At 66.0% G+C, this 19,105-nt stretch carries 19 protein-coding genes; 9 read left to right on the top strand and 10 right to left on the bottom strand.

The window, feature by feature from the left end; all coding sequences use genetic code 11:
- The 5 genes from lepA to rpoE form a co-directional block, all read right to left on the bottom strand.
- Entirely contained in the window at nucleotides 1-1,800 is a 1,800-nt protein-coding gene (gene lepA / locus OH686_RS19550; RefSeq protein ID WP_137971495.1) for a translation elongation factor 4, read from the bottom strand.
- Nucleotides 1,801-1,953: 153 nt separating this feature from the next.
- The gene (locus OH686_RS19545) at nucleotides 1,954-3,378 is read right to left on the bottom strand and encodes a DegQ family serine endoprotease (RefSeq protein WP_289534606.1); all 1,425 of its coding nucleotides are present in this window, start codon (nucleotides 3,376-3,378) and stop codon (nucleotides 1,954-1,956) included.
- Between the two features lie 113 nt (nucleotides 3,379-3,491).
- On the bottom strand, nucleotides 3,492-4,430 hold the full coding sequence (locus OH686_RS19540) for a MucB/RseB C-terminal domain-containing protein (RefSeq protein ID WP_289534604.1): 939 nt from the start codon (nucleotides 4,428-4,430) through the stop codon (nucleotides 3,492-3,494).
- A gap of 8 nt (nucleotides 4,431-4,438) precedes the next feature.
- Nucleotides 4,439-5,020 carry a sigma-E factor negative regulatory protein gene (locus OH686_RS19535; protein WP_289534603.1) on the bottom strand — a complete coding sequence of 194 codons (582 nt, stop codon included), beginning with the start codon at nucleotides 5,018-5,020 and terminating at the stop codon, nucleotides 4,439-4,441.
- A 37-nt stretch (nucleotides 5,021-5,057) separates the two neighbouring features.
- On the bottom strand, nucleotides 5,058-5,639 hold the full coding sequence (gene rpoE, locus OH686_RS19530; RefSeq protein ID WP_137971491.1) for an RNA polymerase sigma factor RpoE/AlgU: 582 nt from the start codon (nucleotides 5,637-5,639) through the stop codon (nucleotides 5,058-5,060).
- Between the two features lie 345 nt (nucleotides 5,640-5,984).
- Between rpoE and nadB the strand changes: the two genes are divergently transcribed.
- Nucleotides 5,985-7,601, top strand: coding sequence for an L-aspartate oxidase (gene nadB, locus OH686_RS19525; protein ID WP_289534602.1), 1,617 nt, complete (start codon nucleotides 5,985-5,987; stop codon nucleotides 7,599-7,601).
- On the opposite strand, the gene OH686_RS19520 is transcribed toward nadB, so the two are convergent.
- Together OH686_RS19520 and OH686_RS19515 are read right to left on the bottom strand one after the other, a co-directional pair.
- A complete protein-coding gene (locus tag OH686_RS19520) occupies nucleotides 7,570-8,022 on the bottom strand; it encodes a protein YgfX (RefSeq protein ID WP_289534601.1) in 453 nt (150 codons plus the stop codon). The two genes, nadB and OH686_RS19520, sit on opposite strands and share 32 nt — an antisense overlap.
- Nucleotides 8,006-8,260, bottom strand: coding sequence for an FAD assembly factor SdhE (locus OH686_RS19515; protein WP_137971488.1), 255 nt, complete (start codon nucleotides 8,258-8,260; stop codon nucleotides 8,006-8,008). Before OH686_RS19515 ends, OH686_RS19520 begins: the two co-directional genes overlap by 17 nt.
- Nucleotides 8,261-8,379: 119 nt before the next feature.
- On the opposite strand from OH686_RS19515, the gene ygfZ reads away from it, so the two are divergent.
- The 3 genes from ygfZ (at nucleotide 8,380) to OH686_RS19500 (ending at nucleotide 11,178) form a co-directional block, all read left to right on the top strand.
- Nucleotides 8,380-9,321 carry a CAF17-like 4Fe-4S cluster assembly/insertion protein YgfZ gene (ygfZ, locus tag OH686_RS19510; RefSeq protein ID WP_289534600.1) on the top strand — a complete coding sequence of 314 codons (942 nt, stop codon included), beginning with the start codon at nucleotides 8,380-8,382 and terminating at the stop codon, nucleotides 9,319-9,321.
- 110 nt (nucleotides 9,322-9,431) lie between these two features.
- The gene (locus tag OH686_RS19505) at nucleotides 9,432-10,268 is read left to right on the top strand and encodes an HDOD domain-containing protein (RefSeq protein WP_137971486.1); all 837 of its coding nucleotides are present in this window, start codon (nucleotides 9,432-9,434) and stop codon (nucleotides 10,266-10,268) included.
- 154 nt (nucleotides 10,269-10,422) lie between these two features.
- Nucleotides 10,423-11,178 carry a substrate-binding periplasmic protein gene (locus tag OH686_RS19500; protein WP_289534599.1) on the top strand — a complete coding sequence of 252 codons (756 nt, stop codon included), beginning with the start codon at nucleotides 10,423-10,425 and terminating at the stop codon, nucleotides 11,176-11,178.
- On the opposite strand, the gene tctE is transcribed toward OH686_RS19500, so the two are convergent.
- Both tctE and tctD read right to left on the bottom strand, forming a co-directional pair.
- Entirely contained in the window at nucleotides 11,172-12,566 is a 1,395-nt protein-coding gene (gene tctE, locus OH686_RS19495; RefSeq protein ID WP_289534597.1) for a two-component system sensor histidine kinase TctE, read from the bottom strand. The genes OH686_RS19500 and tctE overlap by 7 nt on opposite strands.
- The gene (gene tctD / locus OH686_RS19490; protein WP_289534596.1) at nucleotides 12,559-13,230 is read right to left on the bottom strand and encodes a two-component system response regulator TctD; all 672 of its coding nucleotides are present in this window, start codon (nucleotides 13,228-13,230) and stop codon (nucleotides 12,559-12,561) included. Before tctD ends, tctE begins: the two co-directional genes overlap by 8 nt.
- A gap of 207 nt (nucleotides 13,231-13,437) precedes the next feature.
- On the opposite strand from tctD, the gene OH686_RS19485 reads away from it, so the two are divergent.
- The 5 genes from OH686_RS19485 to OH686_RS19465 all read left to right on the top strand — a co-directional run bounded on the left by OH686_RS19485 (nucleotide 13,438) and on the right by OH686_RS19465 (nucleotide 18,824).
- Nucleotides 13,438-14,706 (top strand): OprD family porin, encoded by a 1,269-nt coding sequence (locus OH686_RS19485; protein WP_289539054.1) that lies wholly within the window; start codon nucleotides 13,438-13,440, stop codon nucleotides 14,704-14,706.
- A 29-nt stretch (nucleotides 14,707-14,735) separates the two neighbouring features.
- Nucleotides 14,736-15,710 carry a Bug family tripartite tricarboxylate transporter substrate binding protein gene (locus tag OH686_RS19480; protein WP_289534595.1) on the top strand — a complete coding sequence of 325 codons (975 nt, stop codon included), beginning with the start codon at nucleotides 14,736-14,738 and terminating at the stop codon, nucleotides 15,708-15,710.
- 148 nt (nucleotides 15,711-15,858) lie between these two features.
- A complete protein-coding gene (locus OH686_RS19475) occupies nucleotides 15,859-16,305 on the top strand; it encodes a tripartite tricarboxylate transporter TctB family protein (protein WP_289534594.1) in 447 nt (148 codons plus the stop codon).
- A 1-nt stretch (nucleotide 16,306) separates the two neighbouring features.
- Complete coding sequence (locus OH686_RS19470) at nucleotides 16,307-17,815, top strand: tripartite tricarboxylate transporter permease (protein WP_289534592.1); 1,509 nt, start codon at nucleotides 16,307-16,309, stop codon at nucleotides 17,813-17,815.
- On the top strand, nucleotides 17,808-18,824 hold the full coding sequence (locus OH686_RS19465; RefSeq protein ID WP_289534591.1) for an AbrB family transcriptional regulator: 1,017 nt from the start codon (nucleotides 17,808-17,810) through the stop codon (nucleotides 18,822-18,824). Before OH686_RS19470 ends, OH686_RS19465 begins: the two co-directional genes overlap by 8 nt.
- A 101-nt stretch (nucleotides 18,825-18,925) precedes the next feature.
- Here OH686_RS19465 and ccoM read toward each other — a convergent pair whose 3' ends face one another.
- Nucleotides 18,926-19,057: a cytochrome c oxidase subunit CcoM gene (ccoM, locus tag OH686_RS19460; protein ID WP_289534590.1), complete on the bottom strand. Its 132-nt coding sequence runs from the start codon at nucleotides 19,055-19,057 to the stop codon at nucleotides 18,926-18,928.
- Nucleotides 19,058-19,105: the final 48 nt, after the last annotated feature.

The following is a 19,105-nucleotide window of genomic DNA, read 5'->3' as shown; positions in this document are numbered from 1 at the left end:
TTAGCTATCCACTTTGAGTACGGCGAGGAAGGCTTCCTGCGGGATTTCCACGCTGCCTACCTGTTTCATCCGTTTCTTACCGGCCTTCTGCTTCTCCAGCAGTTTTTTCTTACGGCTGACGTCACCGCCGTAGCACTTGGCCAATACGTTCTTGCGCAGCGCCTTAACCGTGGTCCGGGCGATAATCTGGCCACCGATGGCCGCCTGGATCGCCACATCGAACATCTGCCGCGGGATCAGTTCTTTCATCTTTTCGGTCAGCACCCGGCCCTTCTGGTGGGCACGGTCGCGGTGCACGATCAGCGCCAGGGCGTCGACCTTCTCGCCGTTGATCATCACATCCAGGCGCACCAGGTTGGCCGACTGGAAGCGGTCGAAGCTGTAGTCCAGCGAGGCGTAGCCGCGGCTCACCGACTTCAGGCGATCGAAGAAATCGAGCACCACCTCGTTCATCGGCAGGTCATAGGAAACCTGTACCTGGCTGCTGAGGAACTGCAGGTCGCGCTGCACGCCACGCTTCTCGATGCACAGGGTGATGACGTTACCCAGATGCTCCTGCGGCACCAGGATATTGGCGCGCACGATCGGCTCGCGCATATCGAGAATGCCGGCAGGATCGGGCAACTTGGATGGGTTGTCGACGGACAACGTCTCGCCGTTCTTCATCTCGACTTCGAAGATCACCGTCGGCGCGGTGGTGATCAGGTCCAGGTCGTACTCGCGCTCCAGGCGCTCCTGGATGATCTCCATATGCAGCATGCCGAGGAAGCCGATACGGAAGCCGAAGCCCAGGGCGTCGGAACTCTCCGGCTCGTACTGCAGCGCGGCATCGTTCAAGGTGAGCTTCTGCAGAGCCTCGCGGAAGTCCTCGAAATCATCCGAGCTGACCGGGAACAGACCGGCGTAGACCTGCGGTTTGATGCGTTTGAAGCCCGGCAGCACATCCACGTCGGGGGTGTTGGACAGGGTCAGGGTGTCGCCCACCGGGGCACCGTGGATGTCCTTGATACCGGCGATCACGAAGCCCACTTCACCGGCCTTGAGGTCGGCGGTCTCGGTGTGCTTCGGGGTGAACACGCCAACGCTGTCGATCTGGTGCGTCTTGCCGGTGGACTTGACCAGGATCTTGTCGCCCTTCTTCATCCGGCCATGTTTGACCCGCACCAGGGAGACAATCCCCAGGTAGTTGTCGAACCAGGAATCGATGATCAGCGCCTGCAGCGGCGCCTCGATGTCACCCTCCGGCGGCGGAATAACCTGGACCAGACGCTCCAGCACATCGATCACGCCCATGCCGCTCTTGGCACTGCAGGGCACCGCGTCGGTGGCGTCGATGCCGATGATGTGCTCGATCTCGTCCTTGACCCGCTCCGGCTCGGCCTGGGGCAGGTCCATCTTGTTCAGTACCGGCATGACCTCGAGGCCCTGCTCGATGGCGGTGTAGCAGTTGGCAACGGACTGGGCCTCGACGCCCTGACCGGCGTCGACCACCAGGATCGCGCCTTCGCAGGCGGCCAGGGAGCGACTCACCTCATAGGTGAAGTCGACGTGACCGGGGGTATCGATGAAGTTCAGCTGGTAGGTCTTACCGTCCTGCGCCGGGTAATGCAGGGTGACGCTGTGAGCCTTGATGGTGATGCCACGCTCGCGCTCCAGGTCCATGGAGTCGAGGACCTGAGCTTCCATCTCGCGGTCGGACAGACCGCCACAGATCTGGATGAAGCGGTCGGCCAGGGTCGACTTGCCATGATCGATGTGGGCGATGATGGAGAAATTGCGGATATGACTCAGATCACTCACGGATCAACACTCGAATAAAGCCGCAGGCAGGCTGCCCGCCGAAAAATAGCCGGAGATTCTACCCGATCGGCGACCGACCCGTCACGCGCGCCACACGGCCGGCAGCCACAAAAAAAGGGCGGCCAACGCCACCCTTCTTGCTTCCAACCAGGCCTATTCGGCCAGTTTGAAGGTAATGAAGCTGGCGCGTCCCTGGCGCAGCACGCGCATGGACACCGAGCGATTGACCGGCAACTCCTTGGCCACCTGAGTGAAAGTCTTGGCCGAATCGATGGCCTGGTTGTTCAAATGAGTGATGACATCGCCAGGGCGCAGGCCGATCAGCGCGGCCGGGCCGCTCTGCACTTCCTTGATGACCACACCACCGCGCAGGTCGAAGGCCTTCTTCTGCTCGGCGCTCAGCTCCGCCACCGACACCCCCAGGCGATTGCTGCTGCGCTCGACACCCGCCTCGCCAGCCACCGGCATCTCCTCGCCCTCTTCCGGCAGGGCGCCGATGCTCAGCGCAATACGCTTGCGCTCACCCTCGCGCACCACTTCCAGATCCGCCTGGCTGCCGGGCTTGAGAGCCCCGACCAGATGCGGCAAATCGGCCGACATGATGATCGGCTGACCATTCAGGCTGAGGATCACGTCTCCGACCTGCAGACCACCCTTGGCAGCCGGCCCCTCCTCCAGTACCTGAGCCACCAGCGCACCGGCCGGCTTGTCCAGACCGAAGGATTCGGCCAGGTCCTTGTTCACCTCCTGAATCACCACCCCCAGCCAGCCGCGACTGACCTTACCCTCGGACTTCAGCTGATTGGCGACATCCATGGCCACGTCGATGGGAATGGCGAACGAGAGCCCCATGAAGCCGCCGGAGCGGGTGAATATCTGCGAGTTGATACCAACCACTTCGCCGTCCAGATTGAACAGCGGTCCGCCGGAGTTACCCGGATTGATCGCTACGTCGGTCTGAATGAACGGCACGTAGCTCTCGTTCGGCAGGCTGCGCCCCTTGGCCGAGACGATGCCGGCGGTGACCGAGTGATCGAAACCGAAGGGCGAGCCGATGGCCAACACCCACTCGCCCACCTTGAGCGCCTGCGACTTGCCCAGCTTGACGGTCGGCAGGCCCTTGCCCTCGACCTTGAGCAGAGCCACATCGGTGCGCGGATCGGCACCGATCAGCTTGGCTTCCAGTTCGCTGCGGTCGGACAGGCGCACGATGATCTCGTCGGCATCCGCCACCACATGATTGTTGGTCAGTACATAGCCGTCGCCGGAAATGATGAAGCCGGAACCCAGCGACTGCGCCTCGCGCTGGCGACCGCCCCCCGGGCTACGCGGCATCTGCGGAATGTTGCGCTCGAAGAACTCACGGAACATCGGCGGCATGCCCTCGAGGTCCGGCATCTGCCCCGGAGCTGCCACCTCACGCTGCGGCAGGTTCTGTCGCGTACTGATGTTCACCACGGCCGGCGAGGCCTCCTCCACCAATTCGGTGAATTCGGGCAACTCGGCACGCGCCAGAGACATCTGCCCGAGCAACAGCAGGGCGCACAGACCGGACAGCGAGGATTTCAGGCTAAGCATCGACTTCAGCTCCATCCACTTAGAAGACAGGAATTTTCACGATCATTACAACAGATGCAACGAGGCCGACTCGGAGAAAGAAACCACCCCGAATCGGCCCATACCGCAGCAGATCACTGTGCAGAGCTCTCGACAGCCGTCGCAGTCTGCATAGACAGGGCCACGCGCTCGGCGGTACCCAAAGGAATCTCACCCACCACGGTGACCATCATGTCGCCGTCAGCGGTACTCATGCGGCGCGAGACAACAGCAGTCGGCCCCAACTGGCTACGAGCATCTTCCGCCCCAGCCCCACGCAGCGGCTCGAGGAACACTGTGAAGCGAGCCAGACCATCACCATACAGCAGGCAAGCCACCGGCTCGGACGAGGCCGGGCTGGTACGTTGCAGCGCCTGGCTCAATTCGAAGCCCGGCGGGACCCAGCCGGCCTTCCAGGACTGTGGCAACTCGGCCACCTTGCCCAGGCTGACCGGCTTGCACGACTCCCCCGGCTTGAGCGCGGCGTCATCGACATCGGCAGTCAGGTCCAGGCTGACGAACTGGAAGCGCTCCAACAACTGCCCCTTCTCGCTGATCAACAGCGACTTCAGAGGCAGCGCGGTCTCGTCGTCTAGATGCAGTTCGAAGGCGTATCGATGCTGGTCACGGGGAATCAGCGCCAGCACCGTGGCGGAACGCCCGGCCACCCGAGAACGCCCCAGCACGCGCATGTCGTAGCGCTGTTCCAATTGATCCGCATTGAGTTCACGTGCAGGCCACTGAGCATCGACCACCTGCTCGGCCAGCGCGCCACTCATGCATTGCGGCTTGCCATCGACCCGCAGCACTTCTTGCGCGGGTCCATCGAGCTGCAGCAAACGCTCGCTGACGCCAGATTCGCTACCCCGGTGCCAGATGCCATGGGTAGAGAAGCTGCCATTGCGCTCGTAGATGAAAGTACCTTGAAAGCTTTGCCGGTCGGCCTGAGCCAACCGCTGCAACCAACTCTCGGCAGCCTGTGCGGGCAAAACCAGACAGCTGCCGAGTAGAGCTATAAGGGGGATGACGCGCATGTACCCTCTCAGCGATTTTCCAGGCTGGCGGCTCGGGCGTATGGCAGCGCGGTATCAGCACCGGTGGCGGCAGCCTGTTGCGCATGCTGACGCAGATAAGCAGGCAGACGCTGTTCGTGCCAACCCGAACTGGACTGTTCGGCGCTCTGTTGCAACGGCGACGCTGCCTCAGTATAGCCAGCCAGCACAGCGGGGCCTTGCACTTGCGGCAGAGTCAGGCTGGGCTGTACGCCCTGCTGCGCCAACTGGGCGCCGGCCAACTCGTCCTGATTGTAGAAGCGCACGCCAGCCAGCACGGCCAAGGTCACCGAGGCAGCTACCGCCACTCGTCCAACCATGCGCCACGGACCACGAGCAGTCGCAGTCGGCATTGCCTCTTCGGCCAGCGCCGCAGAAACGGCGGCCGCGATATCGAGACGCGGCTCGAGCAGTTCTTTGTGCATCACCGCACGCGCGATCTGGTAACGCGACCAGGTGCCACGCAGTTCGGCATCGTCGCCGGCAGCCGCCAGCACTCGACGCAGTTCCAGTTCGTCCGCTTCGTTATCCATCACCGCGGACAGCGATTCCTGCAGGGCTTCACGACTCATGGTGTTTCCTCTCTTGGCTGTCGCCGCTGTCTCACATTCAGGCTTCCTGCAGCAAAGGCTGCAGGGCTTTGTCGATGGCCTCGCGGGCCCGGAAGATCCGCGAGCGCACGGTACCGACTGGACACTGCATGACGCTGGCAATGTCCTCGTAACTCAGTCCATCGAACTCGCGCAGGGTCAAGGCCGTGCGCAAATCCTCAGGCAGTTGCTGGATGGTCCGATGCACCGTGGCCTCGATCTCATCCCGCAGCATGGCGCGCTCGGGCGACTCTATGTCCTTGAGCGCGTGATCTCCGTCGTAAAACTCCGCATCCTCGGAACTGACATCACTGTCTGGCGGACGCCGCCCCCGCGAGACCAGATAATTCTTCGCCGTGTTGATGGCGATGCGGTACAGCCAGGTATAGAACGCGCTGTCACCGCGGAAATTACCGAGTGCCCGGTAGGCCTTGATGAAAGCTTCCTGGGCGACATCCTGGGCCTCATGGCTGTCGTGAACGAAGCGCACCACCAGGCCGAGGATCTTGTGCTGGTACTTGAGTACCAGCAGATCGAAGGCCCGCTTGTCGCCGCGCTGCACCCGCTCGACCAGCTGCTGATCGTCTTCCTGGGCTAGCATGAATACTCCTCGTTCGTTCCGGAGGAGATCCGCGCCGGCCAGTCTTTCCGTCTGCCAAGATAGACTCGGGCGTTGCGCAAAAGTTCTCCCCTCCGAAGAAGCTTTGCTCGGCTCTCGATGGCCTTGCAAAGCGTTACAGCATCGTCGATTCGACTACTGCATGAATAACCTGGCCAATCTGGCCGCCGCTCCAATACGACAGGCACATTTGGCAACTGTCGTTGGAACTTGAACGACTAAGAAAGTTCCAGAGTGTTCTTCTACGTCATAAGCCCAGCTATTGTGCCGGCCACCCCCTCTATATACTAGGCGGCGCCATTTCGATCCCTGCGGAATCAGCAGTAGATGAGCCAACACTATCAGCACGACGTTCTGGTCATCGGCAGCGGCGCTGCCGGCCTGACTCTGGCCCTGACCCTGCCCGAGCACCTGCGCATTGCCGTGCTGAGCAAGGGTGACCTGGCCAACGGCTCCACCTACTGGGCCCAGGGCGGTGTTGCCGCGGTGCTGGACGATGCCGACACCGTGGAGTCCCACGTCAGCGACACCCTCAACGCCGGCGGCGGCCTGTGCCGCGAAGACGCCGTGCGCTTTACCGTAGAGCACAGCCGCGAAGCCATCCAGTGGCTGATCGAACAGGGCGTGCCCTTCACACGCGACGAAGAACAGGATCGCGAGGACGGCGGCTTCGAGTTCCACCTCACCCGTGAGGGCGGCCACAGCCACCGGCGCATCATCCATGCCGCCGATGCCACAGGCGCGGCCATCTTCAACACCCTGCTGCTGCAGACCCGCCAGCGCGCCAACATCGAGCTGCAGGAGCAGCGAGTGGCGGTCGACCTGATCACCGAGCGCAAGCTCGGCCTGCCCGGCCAGCGCTGCGTCGGCGCCTACGTGCTCAATCGCAACAGCGGCGAAGTGGATACCTATCACGCGCGCTTCGTGATTCTCGCTACCGGCGGCGCGGCCAAGGTCTACCTCTATACCAGCAACCCGGACGGCGCCAGCGGTGACGGCATCGCCATGGCCTGGCGCGCCGGCTGCAGGGTTGGCAACCTGGAATTCAACCAGTTCCACCCGACCTGCCTGTACCACCCGCAGGCCAAGAGCTTCCTGGTCACCGAGGCCCTGCGCGGCGAAGGCGCGCACCTTAAGCTGCCCAACGGCGAGCGCTTCATGGCGCGCTTCGATGCGCGCGAAGAACTGGCCCCGCGCGACATAGTCGCCCGCGCCATCGACCACGAGATGAAGCGCCTGGGTATCGACTGCGTGTACCTGGACATCAGCCACAAGCCGGCCGAATTCGTGAAGGCGCACTTCCCCACCGTGTATGAACGCTGCCTGACGTTCGGCATCGACATCACCCGCCAGCCCATCCCGGTGGTGCCGGCGGCGCACTACACCTGCGGCGGAGTCCTGGTCGACCAGCACGGGCGCACCGACGTGCCAGGCCTGTATGCCATCGGCGAGACCAGCTTCACCGGCCTGCATGGCGCCAACCGCATGGCCAGCAACTCGCTGCTGGAGTGCTTCGTCTACGCCCGCTCGGCGGTCGAGGACATCCTCGCCCAGCTCGACGAGGTACCGATGCCCCAGTCCCTGCCGGCCTGGGACGCCAGCCAGGTGACCGACTCGGACGAGGACGTGATCATCGCGCACAACTGGGACGAGCTGCGGCGTTTCATGTGGGACTACGTCGGCATCGTGCGCACCAACAAGCGCCTGCAGCGCGCCCAGCACCGGGTGCGTCTGCTGCTCGACGAGATCGACGAGTTCTACAGCAACTACAAGGTCAGCCGCGACCTGATCGAGCTGCGCAACCTGGCTCAGGTCGCCGAGCTGATGATCGAGTCGGCCATGCTGCGCCGCGAGAGCCGCGGCCTGCACTACACCCTGGACTACCCGCAGCTGCTGCCGCAGGCCCACGACACTATCCTGGCGCCGCCCACCTACGCCGGCTGAACTTCAGCCGCACGCGCAGGCGCCGGTGCGCCTCGCGCGGCAATGCGTCGCGCGGGATGCACAGACCACGCACCCGCCGCTCGCCGGCCAGGCGGAAACGCAACACCACGACCAACGGCAGGGCAAGGCTGTCCGGACGCAGCTGCACCGGCTGCCAGCCATCGCGACTATTGAACAGCTGCCAACCCTCCTCGTCGCGACGCAACCCGGTGAAGGCCATCGGATGGCGCAGCAGGATCTGTCGCGGCACCACCCAGGCGGCATGCAGCAGGCAGGCGCCGACACCGAGCAGGGACGCCCAGAGCGGAACTTCGACGACGAACAGGGTGATCAGCGCCAGGACCAGCGCCGACAGGTAGACCGCCAGCAGCAGGCGCGAGGCCTGCCAATGGCATTCGAAGACTTCACTTCGGCTGGACACGATCCAGGATCATGCGAACCATGCGGCGCAGATCGGGGTCTTCCGGCTCGCCGCGCTGCATGAACCAACCGAACATGTCCTGATCCTCGCACTCCAGCAGCTTGCGGTAGCGCGCCTGATCCTCGGCATCCAGGGTGGCGTAGACCTCCTTGACGAAAGGAACCAGCAGCACGTCCAGTTCCAGCATGCCGCGGCGGCTGTGCCAGAAGAGTCGATTGAGTTCGGTAGCGTCGGCCATGCAGCGGCTCCTGTGCAAAGGAGCGGCAGTATACCGACGCCGCACGCACTCGGCACGCTGACAAGGCTCCGGGGGGCCTCTATGATGACGCCCTTGTCTTTTGCAACCAGCGATCGCCCATGGCCGACTCCGCCTTCTTCACCCTGCTGAACCACGAAGCCCTGCTCGCCGTGCGCGGCCCCGACGCCGCCAAGTTCCTCCAGGGCCAGCTCACCTGCAACCTGAATTATCTCGACGAACGTACCTCCAGCCTGGGCGCGCGCTGCACGCCCAAGGGCCGCATGACCTCCAGCTTCCGCATCCTGCAGGACGGCGACGGTTACCTGCTGGCCATGGCCAGCGAACTGCTGGAGGCGCAACTGGCGGACCTGAAGAAGTACGCGGTGTTCTCCAAGTCCACCCTCGCCGACGAATCCGCCAGCTGGGTGCGCTTCGGCCTGGACGGTGGCGACGGCGCCCTGCTCGACCTCGGCCTGGACCTGCCGCAGCAGGCCGATGTCGTGGCCCGCGCCAACGACCTGACCGCCATTCGCCTGCCCGGCAGCCGCGCCGAACTCTGGGCGCCGGCAGACCAGGCCGAGAGCCTGCACAGCCGTCTGGCCGCGCAACTGCGCGAGGCGCCGCTCAACGACTGGCTGCTCGGCCAGGTGCACGCCGGCGTCGGCCAGGTGTTCGGTGCCACCCGCGAGCTGTTCATCCCGCAGATGATCAACCTGCAGGCCGTCGGCGGCGTCAGCTTCAAGAAAGGCTGCTACACCGGCCAGGAAATCGTCGCGCGCATGCAGTACCTCGGCAAGCTCAAGCGGCGTCTACAACGTCTGAGTCTGGCCCAGGGCGAGCTGCCGGCCGTGGGCAGCGAGCTGTTCTCGCCGGTCCACGGCTCCAGCGTCGGCGAAGTGGTGCTGGCAGCCGCTACCGAAGGCGGTGCCGAGCTGCTGGCGGTACTGCAGGAGGATGCGGTCGCCGATGGCCGAATCCACCTCGGCAGCAATGACGGCCCTGGCCTGAAGCTACTGGAACTGCCGTACCAACTGGACGCGGATCGCGAAATCCAGCGCTAGGTAAAAAAGCTGATGCATGACCCCGGGCAAACGCGGTACAACCCCGGCATCCCTGAACGAAGTCCGCTTCAGCACCTAAACTGAAGCGGTCGAGTGACCCGAGAACCGAGATGAGCAAGCTTGCCGAGAAAGTCCAGGAAGAACTGATCCACGCCATCGAGAACGATGAGCTGGTGCTGCCGACCCTGCCCGAGGTGGCATTGAAGGTGCGCGAGGCGGCGGAAGACCCGAACATCAGCATCCCTGCCCTGAGCAAGGTGATCGGCAACGACGCGGCGCTGACCGCGCGCATCATCAAGGTGGTGAACAGCCCGCTGCTGCGCACCAGCAAGGAAATCACCGACCTGCAGATGGCCGTCGGCCGCCTCGGCATCAACTACACCTGCAACCTCGCCACCGGTCTGGCCATGGAGCAGATGTTCCAGGCCACCAGCGACGTGGTCGACCGCAAGATGCGCGAAGTGTGGAACAAGAGCACCGAGATCGCCGGCATCTGCCACGTGCTGTGCCGCCACTACACCCGCCTGATGCCCGACCAGGCCACCCTGGCCGGCCTGGTACACCAGATCGGCGTGCTGCCGATCCTTACCTACGCGGAAGAAAATAACGCCCTGCTGGCCGACTCGATCAGCCTCAACCACGTGATCGAGAAGATCCACCCGATCATCGGCGACAAGATCCTGCGTGCCTGGGAGTTCCCCGAGCCGATCGCCATCGTACCCAGCCAGCACCTGGACTTCAGCCGCAACTCGCCGAAGGCCGACTACGTCGACATCGTCCAGGTCGCCACCCTGCAGAGCTACCTGGGCAGCGAGCACCCCTACACCCAGCTGGACTGGAGCCAGATCCCGGCCTTCGCCAAGCTCGGCCTCGACCCGAACGTCGACATGCAGGCCGACGAAGACCTCTCCGCGGCGATGGAAGCCGCCGCCAGCATGCTGCAATAAGCGCAACGGGCGACGCTTGGTCGCCCGCTCCCGCAAGCCACGCATATCCTGACTAGACTGCAAGCAAGCCCGGCTCACCCCGGGCGGCGATAGAAGCCGTACGCCACGGCGCCGAAGGACCCGGCTCCGCCCCGCTCAGTCAAGGAAACCTGCCATGCGCCTGCTGCCACTGCTGCTCGCCCTGCTCATGCCTCTGGCCGCCACGGCCGACGAGGTTCGCCTGACCAACGGCGAGTGGAGCCCCTACCTCGGCCAGAACCTCCCCCACCATGGCGTCGCCTCGCGCATCGTCGAGGAAGCCTTTGCCCTGGAGGGGGTGAAGGTGAAATGGGAGTTCTATCCCTGGGCCCGTGCCCTGCGCAGCGCCGAGCGCGGCAACAGCGAAGGCAGCGCCGTGTGGCTGCGCAGCCCCGAGCGCGAACAGGCCTTCTTCATCAGCGATCCGGTGGTGGAGAGCGGCTACTACCTGTTCCACCGCAAGGACCAGCCGATCGAATGGAGGGAGGTCGCCGACCTCAAATCGCTGCGCATCGGTGGCGCCATCGACTACGACTACGGCCAGGCCTTCCAGCAGGCCGAGCGCGACGGTCAGCTCAAGGTCAAGCGCCTGAGCAACGAGGAACAGGGGCTGCGTATGCTGCTGGCCGGCCGCCTGGACGTGTTCCCGATGGACAAGGTGGTGGCCTTCGACCTGCTGCACAGCCAGTTCAGCCGCGAGGCGCGCAGCCAGCTGAGCTTCCACCCGCAACCGCTGCGCAGCGACAGCCTGCACCTGCTGCTGTCGAAAAAAGTGCCCGGCAACGAACAGCGCATGGCGCAGTTCAACCGCGGTCTGAAGGCCCTGCAGGACAGCGGCAAGGTGTCCCAGTACCTGCTGGAAATCCAGCAGCCCCTCAGCCTGGCCTACTGAGCGACTGGGAAACTCACCCGCACCAGCAAGCCACCCAGCTCGCCCTGCGCCAGCTCGATCTCGGCGCGATGGGCACGGCAGATTTCGCCGACTATCGCCAGCCCCAACCCGGCGCCACTGCCCTGTGGATTGCGCCGGTAGAAGCGCTCGAACACCCGCTCGCGCTCCTCGGCGGGAATGCCCGGGCCGTCATCCTCCACCTCCAGCACGGCCGGGCTCAGCACCCGCAGCACCACATTGCCGCCGACCGGCGTATGGGCCAGGGCGTTGTCGACCAGGTTATAGATCAGTTCGTGCAGCAGCATCGGCTCGCCGCGCAGCGGCACTTCCACCTCTGCCTCCAGGGCCAGGGCGATGCCACGCTGGTGCGCCAGCGGCGCCAGGGCCAGGCCCAGCTCGCGGGCCAGCTGGGCCAGCTCCACCCGCTCCGCACCGCCCTCTTCGACGGCGCGGGCGGCCCGTTCGATGCGCGCCAGCGACAGCAGCTGGTTGGCCAGATGGGTCAGACGGTCGGTGCTCTGCGCCGCCTTCTCCAGGGTGCTGTGCCACAGCGCCGGCTCGCGCTCGCGCAGGCCCAGCTCGATGCGCGCCTTGAGCGCGGCCAAGGGCGTGCGCAGCTCGTGGGAGGCGTCGGTGATGAACTGCGCCTGGCGTTCGAACTGCTGGCGCAGGCGCTCGGTGAAGTGGTTGAGGGAGGCCACCAGCGGGCGCAGCTCGTCCTGCGCCTCGACCAGCGGCAGCGGGCGCAGGTCGTCCGGCTGGCGCTCTTCCACCGCCGCGCGCAGGCGCTCCAGCGGACGCAGCGCGGCGCTCACCGCCAGCCACACCAGGGCCAGGCTGATCAGCGCCAGCAGGCCCATGCGCCACAGGGTATCGAGCAGCAGGCCACGGGCCATGCGCACGCGGGCCACGTCGGTCTCGGCCACGCGGATCTCGGCCATGCCGTTCATCCCCGGCTCGCTGACCGGCTGCAGCAGACTGACCACCCGCACGCCGACGCCGTCGAACTCTCCGTCGTAGAAACGCGCCAGGGCCGGATAATCATCGGTGCGCGGCGTGGTCGGCGGTGGCGGCGGCAGCCCGTCGTAGCCGGACACCAGTTTCCCCTGCAGGTCGCTGACCTGATAGAAGATGCGCCCCTCCAAGTCATAGGCGAACGGGTCCAGCGCCACATAGGGCACGTCGGCGCGCAGCAGCCCGTCCTCGGTGTACAGGCCGTCGGCGATGGCCCGGGCAGAGGCCAGCAGGGTGCGGTCATAGGCGGCGTCGGCCGCATGCCGGCCATTCCAGTAGGCGCTCAGGCTGCCGATCAGCAGCGGGATGGCCAACAGCGCTGCCAGGCGTCGCAGCAGCCGGCCACGCAGGCTGCCGGCGCTGGCCTCACTCACCCGCAGACTCCAGCAGGTAGCCGAGGCCGCGGAAGGTGACGATGCGCACCGCATCGCCCTCCAGCTTCTTGCGCAGGCGGTGGATGTAGATCTCGATGGCGTCCGGGCTGGCGTCCTCGTCCAGGCCGAACACCTGGTCGGCCAACTGCTCCTTGCTCATCACCCGCCCCGGCCGGGCGATCAGCGCCTCCAGCACGGCCTGCTCGCGGGAGGTCAGGTTGAGCAACTGTTCGCCCAGGGTGAAGCGCCGCGTGCCCAGGTCATAGACCAGCGCGCCGCAACGCTGCTGTTGCTCGCCGCCGAGCACGCTGCGCCGCAGCAGGGCCTTTACCCGCGCCTCCAGCTCGGTCAGCTCGAAGGGCTTGGCCAGGTAATCGTCGGCCCCCAGGTTGAGGCCGTGGACGCGATCCTTGACCTCGCCACGGGCGGTCAGCATCAGCACCGGCAGGGTCTTGCCGCGCCCGCGCACACGGGCCAGCACCTCGAAGCCGTCGAGCCGCGGCAGGCCCACATCGAGCACGGCCAGGGCGTAGTCCTCGCTGGCCAGGGCGTGTTCGGCGGCCACCCCGTCATGCAGCACATCGACGGTCAGGCCCGCGCCACGCAGAGCCTGGGCCACGCTTTCGGCCAGGGGCAGATGGTCCTCGACCAGCAGGATTCGCACGGCGGCACTCTCCACAAACCTCGTATTTATTCGCCGAGTGTAACCAGCGCCGGCGGCCTGTGAAGGCCGCCGCGGGTTTCTTTCACCCTGAAAGGCTGGCGAAAGTTTCGCCCCCTAGGATCGCGACCAGGGTGGCAAGAACCACCCATAAAACGCCGGGTGCGTGGTTGCCCCGGCGTGACAAGAACAACAATCGGAGACCACATGATGCGATCTGCCCATCGGCAGGCCACGGCGCCTGTCCGTCGCTTCAGCCTCAGCCTGCTCGCCTGCGCCCTGGCGCCTGCCGCCGCGCAAGCCGCCTTCGTCGAAGACAGCAGCGCCACCCTCACCACCACCAACATCTACCTCAATCGCGACTTCCGTGAAGGCAGCGGCCAGAACAAGCGCGAGGAATGGGGCCAGGGCTTTCTGCTCGACATCCAGTCCGGCTACACCGAAGGCACGGTCGGCGTCGGCCTGGACGCCCTCGGCATGCTCGGCGTCAAGCTCGACTCCGGCGGCGGCCGCACCGGCACCGACCTGCTACCGGTACAGGACGACGGCGGCACCCCGGACGAATTCGGCCGCCTGGGCCTGACCGGCAAGGTCAACCTGTCCAAGACCGAGCTGCGCTACGGCTCGCATATCCCCGAGCTGCCGGTGGTCAAGGCCAGCGACAGCCGCCTGTTGCCCCAGGTGTTCGAGGGCGGCCTGCTGAGCTCCAGCGAGATCGACAACCTGAGCCTGCTCGGCGGGCGTCTGGACAAGGTCATCGACCGCGCCTCGACCAACTCCGAGGACATCATCCTCAACAGCAAGAACGGCCGCTTCGCCGGCGGCGTCACCGCCGAGCACATGGACCTGGCCGGCCTCGACTGGACCTTCGCCAAGGGCCTGACGGCGCGCTACTACTATGCCGATGTCGAGGACATCTACCGCCAGCACTTCCTTGGCCTGCTCGCCAGCCAGCCCCTGGGCGGCGGCAGCCTGAGCGCCGACCTGCGCGTCTCGATCAGCGACGACAGCGGCTCGGCCGAGGCCGGCAAGGTCGACAACAACGCCTGGAACGGCCTGGTCTCCTACGCCCACAGCGGGCACAAGGTCGGCCTCGGCTACCAGCACCTGACCGGCGACACCGGCTTCGCCTACGTCGATGGCAGCGACCCGTTCCTGGTCAACTTCGTGCAGATCAACGACTTCGCCAACGCCGAGGAACGCTCCTGGCAGGCGCGCTACGACTACGACTTCGCCACCCTCGGCGTGCCCGGCCTGAGCTTCATGACCCGCTACATCAAGGGCGACAACGCCCAGGTGACCGGCAGCAGCGAAGAAGGCCACGAGTGGGAACGCAACACCGAGGTCAAGTACGTGGTGCAGAGCGGCCCGCTCAAGGACCTCTACGTGCGCCTGCGCAACGCCAGCTTCCGCTCCAGCTTCGCCCGCGATGCGGACGAGAACCGCTTGATCGTCGGCTACTCCCTGCCGATCTGGTAAGCCACAATAAAACTCCACAGGAGAAGATGATGAACACTGCCCTGTCGCGTATCGCCCTGGCGTTCGGCGCCCTCGCCCTGTCCGGCCAGCTGCTGGCCGAACCCAAGCGTCCCGAATGCATCGCCCCGGCCAAGCCCGGCGGCGGTTTCGACCTGACCTGCAAGCTGGCCCAGAGCGGCCTCAAGGACAACGGCCTGCTCGAGGCCCCGATGCGCGTGACCTACATGCCCGGCGGCGTCGGCGCCGTGGCCTACAACGCGGTGGTCGCCCAGCGGCCGAAGGACGCCGGCACCATCACCGCGTTCTCCTCTGGCTCGCTGCTCAACCTGGCACAGGGCAAGTTCGGCCGCTACGACGAGAATGCCGTGCGCTGGCTGGCCGGCATCGGCACCGACTATGGCGCCATCAGCGTGCGCGCCGACTCGCCGTACAAGACCCTCGACGACTTGGTCCAGGCCCTGAAGAAAGACCCCGGCGGCATCGTCTTCGGCGCCGGCGCCACCATCGGCGGCCAGGACTGGATGCAGACCGCGCTGATCGCCCGCGCCGCCGGCATCGATCCGAAGGCGCTGCGCTACGTGGCCTTCGAGGGCGGCGGCGAGACCCTCACCGCCATGCTCGGCGGCCATGTGCAGGTCACCTCCAGCGGCCTCGGCGAAGTCACCCCGCAGCTGGCGGCGAACAAGATCCGCATCCTCGCCGTGCTTTCCGACCAGCGCCTGCCGGGCAAGCTGGAGGGCCTGCCGACCGCCAAGGAACAGGGCTACGACATCGTCTGGCCGGTGATCCGCGGCTTCTACATGGGCCCGGAGGTCAGCGATGCCGACTTCGCCTGGTGGAAGGCCCAGTTCGACACCCTGCTGGCCAGCCCGGAGTTCGCCAAGCTGCGTGAACAGCGCGACCTGTTCCCGCTGAACATGACCGGCGACGAGCTGAAGGCCTACGTGTTCAAGCAGGTGCAGGACTACAAGGCCCTGGCCGGCGAATTCGGCTTGGTTCAGTAGGGAAGCTGCTGCGCCAGGACAGGCTGTGTTGGAAGGCGGCTCGGCTCGGTCATTGGGTTAACCCAACTCCCTCCCCTCGCCGCCTTCCGCCTTGCCTTTCCCGGCGCTCGCGACGCTTCCCGCCGCCCCCTATCACGAGGAATTCCTCATGTACGTCCGCCTGTTCGCCGCGGTGTGGCTGCTCGTCTGCGCCTTTCTCGCCGTGGTCGCCTGGGGCTTCCAGGCCCCCTTCTCGTATGACCCGGTCGGCCCGCGTGCCTACCCGCTGTTGCTGCTGACCCTGATGGCCGCCTCGGCCCTGTGGCTGCTGTGCAAACCCAGCGGCGAGCCGACCCTGCCGATCTCCTGGGCCCTGGCACGCAAGGTGGCCCTGTGCATCGGCGCCCTGCTCGCCTACGCCCTCTTGTTCGAGCCACTGGGCTTCATCCTCAGCACGGCCCTGATCGGCTTCGGACTCGGTTTGCTGTTTGGCGGCCGCGTGCTGCTCAGCGCCGTCAGCGGCGTGCTGATGGGCGTCCTGCTCTATGGCCTGTTCGACTATCTGCTGGACGTGCCGCTACCGCTCGGCCTGTTCGCCGCTTTCCTGGAGAGCTGAGATGGAAACGCTGAATTTCTTGATGCAGGGCTTCGATGTCGCCACTCGCCCGGTCAACCTGCTGGTGGCGCTGTTCGGCGCCTTCGTCGGCACCGTGGTCGGCCTGCTGCCGGGCCTGGGGCCGATCAACGGCGTGGCCATCCTGCTGCCGCTGGCCTTCGCCCTCGGCCTGCCACCGGAGACCGCGCTGATCCTGCTGGCGGCCGTGTACCTGGGCTGTGAGTACGGCGGACGCATCTCCGCCATCCTGCTCAATGTGCCGGGCGACGCCGCGGCCATCATGACCACCCTCGACGGCTACCCGCTGGCGCGTCAGGGCAAGGCGGGCATCGCCCTGTCGCTGTCGGCCATGAGTTCGTTCATCGGCAGCACCATCGCCACCATAGGCGTGGTGCTGTTCGCGCCGATCCTGGCCAACTGGGCGATGGCCTTCGGCCCGGCCGAGTACTTCGTGCTGATGGTGTTCGCCATCGCCTGCCTGGGCGGCATGGTCGGCGACAAACCGATGAAGACCCTGCTCGCCGCGCTGATCGGCCTGGGCCTGGCCACGGTCGGCGTGGACGCCACCACCGGCGTGTATCGCTTCACCTTCGACAGTGTCGGCCTGTCCGATGGCATCCAGTTCGTCATCGTGGTGATCGGCCTGTTCAGCGTCAGCGAGGTGCTGCTGATGCTCGAACACACCGCCACCCGCCAGCAGGCGGCCAAGGCCAGCGGGCGCATGCTGTTTAACGCCAAGGAATTCGCTTTCACCTGGTGGAGCAGCGTGCGCAGCTCCCTGGCCGGCTTCGTCATCGGCGTGCTGCCGGGCGCCGGGGCGACCATCGCCAGCGCCATCACCTACATGAGCGAGAAGCGCATGGCCGGTGCCAGCAGCCGTTTCGGCGAGGGCGACCTGCGCGGCGTGGCAGCGCCGGAGGCGGCCAACAACGCCTCGGCATGCGGCTCGCTGATCCCCATGCTGACCCTCGGCGTGCCGGGCTCGGGCACCACCGCGGTGATGATCGGCGCCCTGACTCTGTACAACATCACCCCCGGCCCGCTGCTGTTCGAGCAGCAGCCGGACGTGGTCTGGGGCCTAATCGCCTCGCTGTTCATCGGCAACGTCATCCTGCTGGTGATGAACATTCCGCTGGTCGGCCTGTTCGCCCGCATGCTCAGCGTGCCGACCTGGATCCTTGTGCCGGCCATCACCATCATCTCGGTGGTGGGCGTGTACGCCGTGCACAGCACCACCTTCGACCTGGTGCTGATGGCCGCGCTCGGCCTGTTCGGCTACCTGCTGCGCAAGATGGACTTCCCGCTGTCGGCGCTGATCCTCGGCTTCGTCCTCGGCGAGATGATGGAGTCCAACCTGCGCCGCGCCCTGTCGATCAGCAACGGCGACCTGGCGATCCTCTGGTCCAGCCCGATCACCGTCGGCCTCTGGGCCCTGGCCGCGCTGATGCTGGCCCTGCCCGGCCTGCGCTGGTGGCGCAACCGGCGCAAACTGCAGGCGGCCCGTGCCTAACTGGCTGCTCACCCCGGTCGCCGGCGCCGCCGGCGGCTACCTGGCCAGCCTGATCGGCTGGCCTTTGCCGTGGATGGTCGGCTCCCTGCTGGCGGTCATGCTGCTGCGCTGCCTCGGCGGCCTGGAGCTGGGCGAGGTGCCGGGTGGGCGCAAGCTCGGCCAGTGGCTGGTCGGCACCGGCATCGGCCTGCACTTCAGTCCGGCGGTGCTGGAACAGGTGCTCGCCCATGGCGGCGTGCTGCTGATCGGTGCACTGGCCACCAGCCTGACCTGCATGATCGGCATCGCCCTGCTGCGCCGCGCCGGCGTCGACCGCGCCACGGCGTTCTTCGCCAGCATGCCCGGCGGTGCCAGCGAGATGGTCAACCTCGGCCAGCGCAATGGCGCCAAAACCGGCGAGGTGGCGGCCGGGCAAAGCGTGCGCCTGCTGCTGGTGGTGCTCTGCGTGCCGGCGCTGTTCCAGTGGTGGCTGGGCGCAGCTCCCGCACTCGCGCATGCCGGTGGCGCCAGCGATCTGCCCACGCTGGCGCTGCTACTGGCCGGTGGTGCGCTGTTCGCCCTGCTCTGGCAGCGCCTGCGCCAGCCCAACCCCTGGCTGCTGGGGCCGATCTTGTTCGCCGGCGCCGGCGCGGTGTGGCTGGATCGCCCGCTGAGCCTGCCGCCGGGCACCAGCGAGATCGGCCAGTGGCTGATCGGCAGCGCCCTGGGCTGCCACTTCAGCCGCGAATTCTTCCGCCGCGCGCCGCGCTTCATCGGCCTGGTGGTGCTCGCCACCCTGCTGGCCATGCTCGCCGCCGCGCTGGTGGCCGAGGCGCTGAGCTGGCTGGGCACCCTGGATCACCGCTCGCTGATGCTGGGCATGATGCCCGGCGGCATCGCCGAGCTGAGCCTGACCGCCGAGGCGCTGGCCCTGTCGGTGCCGCTGATCACCGGGCTGCAGGTGCTGCGGCTGATGTGCGTGCTGTTCCTCGCCGAGCCGGCCTTCCGCCTGTGGCAGCGGCGCCGCTAGACCACGTTTAGGCCCGCAATGTGCGGGCCTCTTTTTTCGCGGGCAAAAAAATGGGCGACCGGAGTCGCCCTAAATGCCTTGCGTGCACTGTTGCGGAGGGATTACTCGGCCTTGACGATTGCCTTGGCCTTCTTGTGTGAATCCTTCCAGATGAAGAGACCGACGCCACCGAAGAAGGCGACCATCAGGGCGACTGTGCCGATGCCAGCGAGAACTACGGTATCGAGGAACATGGCTGCCTCCTGAGCTGTGCCGTGTCGTGATGGGCTCAGATTAGAGGA

The sequence above is a fragment of the Pseudomonas sp. SO81 genome, from assembly GCF_030374125.1.
Classification (GTDB): domain Bacteria; phylum Pseudomonadota; class Gammaproteobacteria; order Pseudomonadales; family Pseudomonadaceae; genus Aquipseudomonas.
This window is presented reverse-complemented; position numbering and strand designations above follow the sequence as displayed.